Origin of the sequence: Mesotoga sp. UBA5825 (genome assembly GCF_002432955.1) — a bacterium.
Taxonomy (GTDB): Bacteria; Thermotogota; Thermotogae; order Petrotogales; family Kosmotogaceae; genus Mesotoga.
In genome coordinates, this window is sequence record NZ_DJHG01000042.1 from 55,031 (window position 1) to 65,324 (window position 10,294).

Consider the following 10,294-nt stretch of genomic DNA (forward strand, 5'->3'; position numbering starts at 1 on the left):
AGGCATGCATAGTCGTTTTCCAAACAAGCTCTTACCATACTTGCTACTTCTGCCTTCATTGGTCGTGGTCATCATCTTTTTGGTTGTTCCTACTATTCAGTCGCTGTACCTGAGTTTTTTCAGGGTCTCTCCTTTTGGCGACAAACTGATATTCGTGGGATGGTACAACTTCACCAAGCTATTCAAATCTTCAGATTACATCAACAGCCTTGTTATAACGCTAATCTTTGCGGTTTTCGTCGTAGTGATCGGTCTGACTTTGGGAATGCTGCTTTCGGTACTTCTGAATCAGAAGCTGAAGGGGCTGCAAGTATATCGAACTCTTTTCATCTGGACTTATGCGATTTCACCGGCAATAGCAGGAACGATTTGGGCACTGATGTTCAGCCCTTCGAGCGGCCCGATTACATTCTTGCTGAAGGCGATCTTTGGAGCTAATGTTAACTGGATGATGGATGGGAAAGTTGCCCTCGTTGCAGTAATCATTGCAGCTTCGTGGAAAATGCTTGGTTATAATATAATTTTCTTCTTGTCAGGACTCCAAACGATTCCTCAAGAATTGATTGAGGCTTCTGCTATAGATGGCGCATCTAGCGTTCGGAGATTCTTTAAGATCACAATTCCGCTGTTGTCGCCGACCACTTTCTTCCTGCTGATAATGAACATGCTGTATGCCTTCTTTCAGGTCTTCGGACTGATCGACATAATGACAAAGGGCGGGCCGGGAGATGCCACGCAAGTCCTTGTATACAAACTTTACAGAGACGGATTCATAAACCTTGATACGGGCTTTGCATCCGCTCAATCAATAGTGCTTTTCGTTTTTGTAGCCATCTTGACTGTTCTTCAGTTCAGATTTGCCGAGCAAAAGGTCTTCTATGGATGATCGTGGGGTGAACTAGATGAAGCAGAGAAAATCATCGATCTTTCTGAGCTATCTTTTTCTGACAATCGCGCTCATAGCAATAATGTTTCCGATTTACTATGCCTTCACTATGAGCACATTCAACGAGAAGGAAGCCTACTCATTCCCTCCTAAGTTCATCCCAAGCATTCACGCATTCGATAACTATTCGACGGCCTGGAAGACCGTTAACATGGGAAGATTGATCTTCAACAGCGCATTCATTTCGATTACCGTGGCATTTGCAAAGATATTTCTTTCGATGCTCGCTGCCTTTGCTTTCACGTATTTTGGGAACTTCAAAGGAAAGTATTTCTTCTTTGCGATAATTCTGATTACTCACATGCTTCCGCTACCGATAAGAATTGTACCGACTTATGAGCTGATGAGAACTTTTGGCTGGATTAATTCATATAGAGCTCTCACGATACCGTTTTTTGCCAGCGCGACTGGAACTCTGCTTTTCAGACAGCTATTCATGACTGTTCCACCTTCGCTTTCCGACGCTGCAAGGATCGATGGAGCCGGACCCATGAGATTTCTGTTCAATGTGTTGATCCCGCTTTCAAAGACTAATGTCGGGGCGCTGTTTCTGATTGAATTCACATATATGTGGAACGAGTACCTGTGGCCTATGATAGTTACCAACAGCAATAACATGCGTGTTGTACAGATAGGAATAAAGATGCTTCTTGCAAGTGAAGCTCAAGCGGCCGAATGGAATATCATTATGGCCGGAGCCATAATCGCCATGATTCCTCCGTTGATCATGCTGCTGCTTTTCCAGAGAACTATCATGGAAGGGTTCAGTCTGAAAGAAGAGAAGTAGACCGTCAGATAAGTCTTCTATCTGTTTATGTTGTGGCATTCTCTATGGTTTTCAAAATAACCTTGCTGCTGTAAGTGGCGCCCGAGATTACAGACCTCGACAGATTGGTTCTCTATTAAGGAGGCGATGATTGTCTCTGCCAATTTTCCTCTGCCGTGATTGTGTCTCACTATTTCAGTCGATTTGATTTCGTGTCCGGAGACCACGACGATTACTGCCGCCCCTACTATCCCTGCCGCGAAATTTCCTTCATAGTCTCCATCGGTTAATTGAGAGAGATTTAGCGGTGCGAACTCAAGTGTGTCGAGCTCCTTCAGTCCCTCTTCAAGCCTTGGAAAGATAAGCGCCATAACGATTACGTTCAGTGCTGCAACTGCAATCCCTATCGATATGGGTACTCTGGTAAGGTACTTCAGTTTCATCGTCTTTGCTCCGGAAGATGAATTTCAGTAACTTATTGTTCGGCTGTATTATAGCAAAGCTGGCTAAGCCTCAAAGTCCTTGACAAACTTATCGATGTTGCTTGAAACAATGTGGGGCTGAGGCTTGCCTTTCGAAGCTGCCTTCAGCATCATTCTTGAAAGAAAACCCAGTCTTTCTAGATTGAACTCGCCACCAAAAAACCCTTTTGTCTTGCATTTGTCAAGAAACTCCTTAGGGAAGTTCTGAGAGAGGTACTCTCCAAAGTTCTTTTCTCCCGAACCCATGCAGAGAAATACTCCAAGCCTTTTCGACTTAAGGTCTTCAAGGTTCCTTCTCACAAATTCCGTTATCTCCTTGTTTGCCTTGCCGATTCTGATCGATGCCCCAACGATCACGGCATCGAATTCTTTGAGTTTCGGAGATGGGTCTTTCTTGATGTTGATTATCTCTGGTTCCTCAGAGAGTTTCTTTGAGATTTCGCTTGCACACTTTTCCACAGTTCCGCTCCAAGTCGAGTAGATTATCGCGGTCTTCATAAGAGACGCCTCCTAAAGGTGAGAATTGGTACTTCATTGTTTAACAAATACAGTTTACATGATAAGAGACTGCGAAGCCTTAGCAGATGAATAGTTTGAGTTATCTCCGTTGCCTGTAGCGTATTTAGTGTACAAGTCATCGATTGGACTTGAAGAATTCGGGCATTATGTTATAATTCTATGCGTTGAATTCCCGCTTTGCCGCAGAAGGCAAGGCCACAGACCAAGGGAGGAGGAAGTTAATGAGCAGGATCTACGAAACTATGTTCATAGTCTCGCCGAAGCTAGATGAAGAGAATCGGAATGCGATGGCTGAAAAGGTTAGAGACTATATTGTTGAACGAGTCGGAGGAACAATCGAGAAGTTCGACAGATGGGGTGTCAGGAAACTAGCTTACAGGGTTACAAAAGGCTTCAGCGAAGGCGACTACACGGTTATTCAGTTCAAGGCTGACCCGGAATCGGTTGATATCCTCGAGAGATTCTTTGGTATCACCCCTGAAGTTTTCAGATGGCAGACATTCAGGAGAGAAGATCTTGAAAAGGCGGAGAAAAAAGCTTTGCTGAAAAAAGACGAAGCGGCAGAACAGCCAGTGGTTGAAGAAAGCGTTCAGAATGCTGAGTCAGAAGAAGCACCGGTTGAAGATACAGCAACTGAAGAAGCGGTCGCCGTTGAAGTAGAAACTACTGAAGAAGAAAAGCAGACGGAGGAGTAAGAAATGTCGATTAGCTACAATCATGTTGTCCTGATAGGTAGACTAACTCGCGATCCGGAGATCAAGTTCGCTGCCAGTGGCACTCAAATTGCAACGTTCACTCTTGCAGTTGACAGAAATGTCGCGTCATCCAATAACGACAGTACCGACTTCATAAGGATTGTGACCTTTGGAAAAACAGCGGAGTTCGTTGGCAACTATTTGACGAAAGGCAGACTTATACTTGTAGAGGGCTCTCTCAGAATTAACAAGTGGAAGACGCAGGACGGTGAATCGAGGTCAATGGCCGAGGTTGCCGCCTCCAACATACGATTCATGGAGACAAAGGCACAGGCTCAACAGAGTTCTGGAGGTTTTGAGAAATCGACTCAGGATAATGATTTGGTTGAGAGCACTGGAAACGATGACATTACTTTCTTTGGAAGCGACACGGGTGACTCCGGAAGCGACGATATCCCATTTTGAGGCAGGTGGAAGATTATGGTAAAAGACAATAGGCGAAGAGGAAGAAGCAGAAGAAAGTGCAGACTCTGCGGTACAAAGACAAAGTACATTGACTATAAGAACACTTCTTTGTTGCGCGACTATGTTACCGAAAAGGGCAAGATTATCCCAAAGAGGATTACAGGTAACTGCGCGAAACACCAGAGGATGGTGAAGGAAGCGATTCAGAGGGCGAGATTCATGGCGCTGCTTCCTTACACAAAAGAGTGATAGAGTCAGTCAGGGAGGCGAATAGCCTCCCTTTTTTAAAAGGAGGTTTCTTATGAAGGTGATTCTTCTGAAAGACGTAAACAACGTTGGAAAAGCCGGTGAAGTGAAGAACGTATCTGATGGTTACGGTAGAAACTTCCTTATTCCAAAGGGGTTTGCAGTTGAAGCCAATCAGAAAGAGATGGCAAAGCTCAAGCACATTCAGAAACAGCAGGAAGAAAAGGAAGAAAGAATAAAGAAGGCCAGTGAAGATCTGTTGCACGAGCTCCAGAAACACCACTTCGTGATAAAGGCTAAGTCCGGATCTAGCGGCAAGCTATTTGGAGCAGTCACCTCCGGAGATATTTCCAGCCACATCAAGAGTTTGCTTGGTCTTGTGGTCGATAAGAAGAACATAGAGCTAGAGGAACATATCAAGCAGACCGGTGAATACAAGATAGATGTTAAGCTTCCGGGCAATGTTAAAGGAAAGATTGCATTGAAAGTGGAAGGGCTGGAGGAAGACTGATTTGGAGTTTCAGATTTTCTCGAAGGCTCTCTACTCAACATGGATTCTATATCGACCCGAAAGGATACTCTTCGATGTGGGAGAGGGTATATCCACTGTTCTTGGCAACAGCGTCTATGCGATAAAAGATATCTTCCTTACCCACGGTCATGTCGATCACATTTCCGGACTCTGGGGCCTGATAAATACCCGAAACACGGCAATGGGCGACCGGAACAAGCCTTTGAGAATTAGTTTCCCCTCGGGCAACCGAGCTATCGAAGCTTACCTTGATTTTATCATTGGAATGAATCCTCGATTAAGATATAACATGATAGTCAACCCGATAAACGTCGGAGATGAAGTGTATCTTAGAACTGCAGGCAGCTTCAGGAGACATGTTACTCCCTTCAGAGTGAAACATACAATCGGCGAGATCAGCTACGGTTACCATATCTATGAAGAGAGAAAGAAGCTAAAAGAGGAATACGCCGGTCTCTCATCAAAGGAGATTGCCGGTGTAGTCAGTGAGAAAGGTAGAGAAGAGATTACTGACACTTATCTTAAGAAGATCGTGACCATCAGTGGAGACACATTCGCACTTCCTCCCGAGGTTATTGCCGATTCGGAGACGTTGCTCCATGAGTGCACTTTTCTGGTCGGGAAGGATAGAAGGAATCAGAATCATTCCAGCATTGAGGAAGTAATCGACAGTGTGAGAAATAGCAAGGGTATAAAGAGATTGATATTGTATCATATATCGGGACGGTACACATCCAAGATGAAAAAATGGCATAATATAATTAAGAAGGAACTTGACGGTTCCGAACTTGAGGTGTTTCTTGTTCACCCGGAACATGTTTTTGAACTGTAAGGTTGTTCTGAGTACTCCGGGAGGAGGTAAAGAATGGGCTACATAGGCTGGATGATTTTCGGCGTTGTCTTACTCGTGGCAGAGATAATTACTCCTACGTTCTTCTTTCTGTGGTTTTCTATTGGTTCCTTTCTCGCAGGTCTGGCATCAATGTTTTCTTTCGGTTTCGGCTGGCAGGTGCTTGTCTTTGCAGTAAGCAGCTCTTTGTTGGTGCTTCTAACAAGACCGATTGCCAGAAGGCTTTCAAAAGGTGATTCGCCGAGGAAGATGTACATAGACGGAATGGTGGGCTCTTTGGGACGTGTGATGGTCGAGATTAACCCGGTGCTGGAAAAAGGCAGGGTCAGGATAGAAGGAGAAGACTGGAGAGCCAACTCGATTAACGGTGAAGTAATACCGGTGGATACCGTGGTGAAAGTGGTGAGACTGGAAGGTACTCTGGTCTATGTCGAGAGAGTAAACGATAACACTCAGTGAATGATAGAAAGGGGGATCAGAAATGGTTTTTTGGTTGATACTTGCAGCAGTAATATTCATCATTGCAGCTTCAGGAATAAAGATTATCCGTCCGTTCGAGAAGGGACTGGTAGAGAGACTCGGAAAGTACAGAAGAGATGCAGAACCGGGTCTTCAGTTCATAATTCCGTTTATTGAAAGGATGGTAAAGGTCGATCTCAGAGAGACAGTTATCGACGTGCCACCTCAAGAGGTCATAACAAAGGATAACGTTGTCGTCACCGTTGACGCTATCATATACTTCCAGATAACCGATGCATTCAGGGTCGTATACAACGTCGCTAATTTCGAGATCGCAGCTATAAAACTGGCTCAGACAAACCTAAGGAACGTTATCGGTGAGATGGAGCTGGACCAGACACTTACCTCAAGAGAGCGAATAAACGTTACTCTGAGAGAGGTACTTGACGAAGCCACGGACAAGTGGGGAGTCAAGGTCACTAGAGTTGAGATCAAGAAGATCGATCCACCTCAGGACATAATGGATGCCATGTCCAAGCAGATGAAGGCCGAGAGAACCAAGAGAGCCGTCATTCTGGAGGCCGAAGGTTATAAGCAGTCGGAGATAACGAAAGCCGAAGGCGATAAGATGTCCGCGATACTTCAGGCCGAAGGTCAGAGCGAATCAATAAAGAGAGTCGCAGAAGCCAACAAGTTCAAGCTGATAGCAGAGGCCGAGGGTCAGGCTAACGCTATAGTTAACGTCTTCAAGGCCATTCATGAGGGTGATCCGACGAAAGACGTTATTGCTATCAGATACCTGGAGTCCCTTAAGCAGATTGCAGATGGTAAGGCAAACAAGGTCTTCTTGCCTTATGAGAGCAGTGCAATGCTTAGCTCGATAGGTGCAATGGCGGAGATCTTCAGAGAAGGGAAAGACAGTTCAGACGGCAATGAGAAGGTAAGCAAGAAGTGATCTGATTGTTAGTCAGTGATATTGTTCACATTTTTCTGAGTTTCTTAATTATTACTGTGTTGGCCACCGTCCTTTCGGTGGCCTCAGTTTTTGCCTTTCAGCGTCAAATAAGAAAACCGACTTTCTTTCTTCTGTTTATGAACATTGCCTTTGCAAATGGATTCATCTTTCTAAGTACTATGCTATTCACGGATAATTACAGACTTCACAATCTAGTCCTCTTCCTGATCGCCTATCTCTATGTATATGGATCGTTAGGCAGACACATGTCGAGATACGATGACACATTTCGTATGTTGTTTCTTTCCATGGGGTATACGCGTCAGGAGTTCTTCAAGAAATACCTCATCGTACAGGGAAAATGGAAGTTGGCCGACTGCATCCTTACCTTTTCTGCGATCGCAACTGTCATAAGGTTCTTATCTGACCACCTGAAGTATTTCTATCCCGACGAATGGCTGCAGATAATGCTTCTATTCACAGTCATCTGCCTGACCGTTGGCGTAAGCAGATGGTTTGGCGACAGTTCTGTAAACAAGCTGTCAAAGGAAGAGTAACATAGAGATGATATCATACCCCTATAGGGTATGCATAATACGGAATTCCAAGGAGGTATAGTTATGGCAAAGTTATTTCCGGACAATACAATAAAACAGGTTAAAGAGGTCTTTGGCAGCATGGAAGGTCCTGTAAAGGCACTTCTCTTCAAGAGTGACAAGAACTGCGATTACTGTTCCACTGCCGAACAGATGTTGAAAGAACTCTCGGAAATTGAAGGAAAGATAACCTTCGAAGTTCATAATCTTGAATCGGAAATGGCCGATAAGTATCGCATTGATCTAGCTCCTAGTATAGTTCTGCTCAATCCGGACGGAGATGACAAGGGAGTAAGGTTCCTCGGCATACCGGCCGGTCATGAGTTCGGCACGCTCTTGCAGGACATTGTCTCTTTTTCTAAGGGAGCACTTCCCGAGCTTTCTGAGGACTCGATCAAGAAGATTGAAGCGATAAGTTCGCCTGTAGACATAAAGGTCTTTGTGACCACTACTTGCCCGTACTGCCCCAGGGCCGTTATTATGGCTCACAATATTGCTATGGCAAACAAGAATATTACTGCATACATGGTTGAAGCGAATGAGTTCACGGAACTGTCAAAGAAGTACGGTGTCTCTTCTGTACCACAGATTGTGATTAACGACAAGGTGACTTTCGTTGGAGCTTATCCGGAAGGTCAGTACGTAGATCAGGTATTGAAGGCCGTATAAGGAGGAGCAGAATGTCATTCTTCGAACTTGGCAGCGCAAAGAAATCCGAAATGAAAGACTCTTATGATGTGGTGATTATTGGGGGCGGTCCTAGCGGAATCACTGCGGGAATTTATGCCGTTCAGGCAGGACTGAGTCCTTTGATCATCGAGAAGGCGCTGGATGGCGGGCAGATGAACAATACCCGGGCAGTGGAGAACTGGACGGGTTTCACCAGTATCAGCGGAATGGAACTGAGTGAGAAGATGGCTGAACACGCGAGAGCTTTTGACGTGCCTTTCACATATAGTGAGGTTGTCGATCTAGAGATCGATGAAGAGGAGAAAGCGGTTGTCCTTGACAATGGAAAAAAGATAATGTCGAAGGTTATTGTACTCGCCACAGGATCGAATCCGAGAAAGCTCGGCGTGAAAGGCGAAGAAGAATTCAAGGGAAGAGGAATAAGCTATTGCGCAACTTGTGACGGACACTTCTTTTCCGATAAACACATCGCTGTAATTGGCGGAGGGAACAGTGCTCTCGATGAATCGCTTTATCTGAGCAAAATGGTTAGCAAGATAACAGTGATTCAGAATCTCCCGAAGCTAACTGCCGACAAACTTCTGCAGAAAAAGCTGAACGACACAGGCAAGGTTGAGTATGTTTTCAGTTCAGTATTAGATTCAGTTGAAGGCGATTCTCAGCTGAGAAGGTTGAACATCAGGAGTGTCGACACTGGCGAAATAACTCCGCTTGAGGTGGATGGAGTATTTGTCTTCATTGGGCTAATTCCGAACTCTCAGTTCTTGAAAGGAAAGGTGGAGCTCAACGAGTTCGGTTATGTCAAGACGAACGATTTCATGGAGACAAACAAGAAGGCCGTCTACGCAATTGGTGATGTAAGAGAAAAAGAGGTTAGACAGATAGTTACGGCAGCGGCCGATGGATCAATAGCGATTTACCACGCGGCAAGAAACTATTTCTACGATTGACTAGACTTCATAGAATAGAAAAAGAGCGCGGGACGCTCTTTTTCTATTTTATTCTTGCCTCGGGAACTGGAAGAATCTCGATTGTCCCCTTCTCCATGTCTATTTCCACCCACTGACCTACGGGAAGTACAACCTTTGGGAAGTCCCCGTGGTAACTTGGCAAACCGATCCAGACAGGAATCTCTTTGTCCAGAAAATAGTCGTGTATCACCCTCTTTATGTCGTCTAGATCGCCGTTCTTGATCTCCGTGAATCCCGCAAAAACAACACCTCTGAGAGACGAAAAGTCATCTAGATGTGCAATATTCCAAATCATTCTCTCAAGTGATTCTTTTGTCTCGCTTACATCCTCAAGCACCAGGATAGCGTCCTTCAGCGAGCCCAGATATTCAGTCCCTTGAAGGGTCTGAAACAAAGAAAGATTTGCCGGTATAAGTCTTCCGGCCATCTTGCCTTCAATTACTGGAATGGACTGGTAATTGAAACGAATAGTCCTCTCTCCGTTGAATATCGCTGCGATGTTTTGGACTGACTGGGTGTCCGATCCAAGCTCGACCGCAACCATAGGTCCGTGGAACGTCGTTAGACCTGTCTTGAAATAGATCGAAAGAAGCAGTGCGGTGATATCGCTGTAGCCAACCAGGGGCTTCGGGTTTGAAGCGATCAAGTCCCAATCGAGCCAGTCGAGAAGGTTATNNGAGCCATAACCTCCTCTGGCAGTGATAATCGCATCATATTCTGGATTTGCGAAGGCTTCGTTCAGCTCATTAGCCTTTTCTCTAGACGAAAGCGATACCTGGCAGCTTCTTCCTACTACCACACGGTATCCAACACTTCTCAAAGCGTTAACGCCGCTCTCAAGCTTTGCTCTTTCGGGAAAGCTTGCAGGAGCGGTGACGAAAATCGTTTTGATCTCTCTCGAAATCAATACAGGCGAAGTCAAAAGAATACCAATACATACCATGATTGTCAACCATACCCTTCTCATGAAATCCTCCAGCTTGATGTGTCTACTATAGTTTGCCATTCATGAGCTCCAAAATCAACATGCAAGAGGCAACTCCCGAAAAAAAACATGCCGTTGACGAATGAGATCGAGATAAGACGAGAAAGTGCGTCGCCGAGCCATTCGCTGCGCTCACG

15 protein-coding genes are annotated in these 10,294 nt (G+C 45.1%); 12 read left to right on the forward strand and 3 right to left on the reverse strand.

All coding sequences use genetic code 11. The annotated features are described in order from the left end of the window. Together B3N33_RS04355 and B3N33_RS04360 are read left to right on the forward strand one after the other, a co-directional pair. On the forward strand, positions 1 to 886 hold an 886-nt coding region (locus B3N33_RS04355; RefSeq protein ID WP_292592270.1), incomplete at its 5' end, for a carbohydrate ABC transporter permease. 16 nt (positions 887 to 902) lie between these two features. Then, positions 903 to 1,733: a carbohydrate ABC transporter permease gene (locus B3N33_RS04360; protein ID WP_099829380.1), complete on the forward strand. Its 831-nt coding sequence runs from the start codon at positions 903 to 905 to the stop codon at positions 1,731 to 1,733. A 17-nt stretch (positions 1,734 to 1,750) separates the two neighbouring features. Here B3N33_RS04360 and B3N33_RS04365 read toward each other — a convergent pair whose 3' ends face one another. Together B3N33_RS04365 and B3N33_RS04370 are read right to left on the reverse strand one after the other, a co-directional pair. Then, on the reverse strand, positions 1,751 to 2,155 hold the full coding sequence (locus tag B3N33_RS04365; RefSeq protein WP_292592273.1) for an FMN-binding protein: 405 nt from the start codon (positions 2,153 to 2,155) through the stop codon (positions 1,751 to 1,753). A 63-nt stretch (positions 2,156 to 2,218) separates the two neighbouring features. Beyond that, positions 2,219 to 2,692: a flavodoxin domain-containing protein gene (locus tag B3N33_RS04370; protein ID WP_214060742.1), complete on the reverse strand. Its 474-nt coding sequence runs from the start codon at positions 2,690 to 2,692 to the stop codon at positions 2,219 to 2,221. A gap of 242 nt (positions 2,693 to 2,934) precedes the next feature. Here B3N33_RS04370 and rpsF point away from each other — a divergent pair, with 242 nt between their 5' ends. From rpsF to B3N33_RS04420, 10 genes are all read left to right on the forward strand, one after another. After that, positions 2,935 to 3,408 (forward strand): 30S ribosomal protein S6, encoded by a 474-nt coding sequence (gene rpsF / locus B3N33_RS04375; RefSeq protein WP_214060741.1) that lies wholly within the window; start codon positions 2,935 to 2,937, stop codon positions 3,406 to 3,408. A gap of 3 nt (positions 3,409 to 3,411) precedes the next feature. Next, a complete protein-coding gene (locus B3N33_RS04380) occupies positions 3,412 to 3,873 on the forward strand; it encodes a single-stranded DNA-binding protein (RefSeq protein ID WP_214060740.1) in 462 nt (153 codons plus the stop codon). A gap of 15 nt (positions 3,874 to 3,888) precedes the next feature. After that, a complete protein-coding gene (gene rpsR, locus B3N33_RS04385) occupies positions 3,889 to 4,122 on the forward strand; it encodes a 30S ribosomal protein S18 (RefSeq protein ID WP_099829385.1) in 234 nt (77 codons plus the stop codon). A gap of 52 nt (positions 4,123 to 4,174) precedes the next feature. Beyond that, entirely contained in the window at positions 4,175 to 4,630 is a 456-nt protein-coding gene (gene rplI / locus B3N33_RS04390) for a 50S ribosomal protein L9 (protein ID WP_099829386.1), read from the forward strand. A 1-nt stretch (position 4,631) separates the two neighbouring features. Next, positions 4,632 to 5,483 (forward strand): MBL fold metallo-hydrolase, encoded by an 852-nt coding sequence (locus B3N33_RS04395; RefSeq protein WP_099829387.1) that lies wholly within the window; start codon positions 4,632 to 4,634, stop codon positions 5,481 to 5,483. Between the two features lie 33 nt (positions 5,484 to 5,516). Then, complete coding sequence (locus B3N33_RS04400) at positions 5,517 to 5,960, forward strand: NfeD family protein (RefSeq protein WP_099829388.1); 444 nt, start codon at positions 5,517 to 5,519, stop codon at positions 5,958 to 5,960. Positions 5,961 to 5,982: 22 nt separating this feature from the next. Beyond that, positions 5,983 to 6,915 carry an SPFH domain-containing protein gene (locus B3N33_RS04405; protein WP_099829389.1) on the forward strand — a complete coding sequence of 311 codons (933 nt, stop codon included), beginning with the start codon at positions 5,983 to 5,985 and terminating at the stop codon, positions 6,913 to 6,915. A 5-nt stretch (positions 6,916 to 6,920) separates the two neighbouring features. Continuing rightward, a complete protein-coding gene (locus tag B3N33_RS04410; protein ID WP_099829390.1) occupies positions 6,921 to 7,472 on the forward strand; it encodes a hypothetical protein in 552 nt (183 codons plus the stop codon). A 63-nt stretch (positions 7,473 to 7,535) separates the two neighbouring features. Next, positions 7,536 to 8,180: a protein disulfide oxidoreductase gene (gene pdo / locus B3N33_RS04415; protein WP_214060739.1), complete on the forward strand. Its 645-nt coding sequence runs from the start codon at positions 7,536 to 7,538 to the stop codon at positions 8,178 to 8,180. 11 nt (positions 8,181 to 8,191) lie between these two features. Then, positions 8,192 to 9,151 (forward strand): NAD(P)/FAD-dependent oxidoreductase, encoded by a 960-nt coding sequence (locus B3N33_RS04420; protein WP_214060738.1) that lies wholly within the window; start codon positions 8,192 to 8,194, stop codon positions 9,149 to 9,151. Positions 9,152 to 9,194: 43 nt separating this feature from the next. Here B3N33_RS04420 and B3N33_RS04425 read toward each other — a convergent pair whose 3' ends face one another. Further along, the gene (locus B3N33_RS04425; RefSeq protein WP_422655896.1) at positions 9,195 to 10,178 is read right to left on the reverse strand and encodes a S66 peptidase family protein; all 984 of its coding nucleotides are present in this window, start codon (positions 10,176 to 10,178) and stop codon (positions 9,195 to 9,197) included. Between the last annotated feature and the right edge of the window lie 116 nt (positions 10,179 to 10,294).

What these genes read in the sequence shown, in the direction of transcription:
- B3N33_RS04420 (WP_214060738.1), top strand. Translation starts at nt 8,192, where the DNA reads ATGTCATTCTTCGAACTTGGCAGCGCAAAGAAATCCGAAATGAAAGAC.
- B3N33_RS04370 (WP_214060742.1), bottom strand. Translation starts at nt 2,692, where the DNA reads ATGAAGACCGCGATAATCTACTCGACTTGGAGCGGAACTGTGGAAAAG.
- B3N33_RS04380 (WP_214060740.1), top strand. Translation starts at nt 3,412, where the DNA reads ATGTCGATTAGCTACAATCATGTTGTCCTGATAGGTAGACTAACTCGC.
- rpsR (WP_099829385.1), top strand. Translation starts at nt 3,889, where the DNA reads ATGGTAAAAGACAATAGGCGAAGAGGAAGAAGCAGAAGAAAGTGCAGA.
- rplI (WP_099829386.1), top strand. Translation starts at nt 4,175, where the DNA reads ATGAAGGTGATTCTTCTGAAAGACGTAAACAACGTTGGAAAAGCCGGT.
- pdo (WP_214060739.1), top strand. Translation starts at nt 7,536, where the DNA reads ATGGCAAAGTTATTTCCGGACAATACAATAAAACAGGTTAAAGAGGTC.
- rpsF (WP_214060741.1), top strand. Translation starts at nt 2,935, where the DNA reads ATGAGCAGGATCTACGAAACTATGTTCATAGTCTCGCCGAAGCTAGAT.
- B3N33_RS04405 (WP_099829389.1), top strand. Translation starts at nt 5,983, where the DNA reads ATGGTTTTTTGGTTGATACTTGCAGCAGTAATATTCATCATTGCAGCT.
- B3N33_RS04400 (WP_099829388.1), top strand. Translation starts at nt 5,517, where the DNA reads ATGGGCTACATAGGCTGGATGATTTTCGGCGTTGTCTTACTCGTGGCA.
- B3N33_RS04360 (WP_099829380.1), top strand. Translation starts at nt 903, where the DNA reads ATGAAGCAGAGAAAATCATCGATCTTTCTGAGCTATCTTTTTCTGACA.
- B3N33_RS04365 (WP_292592273.1), bottom strand. Translation starts at nt 2,155, where the DNA reads ATGAAACTGAAGTACCTTACCAGAGTACCCATATCGATAGGGATTGCA.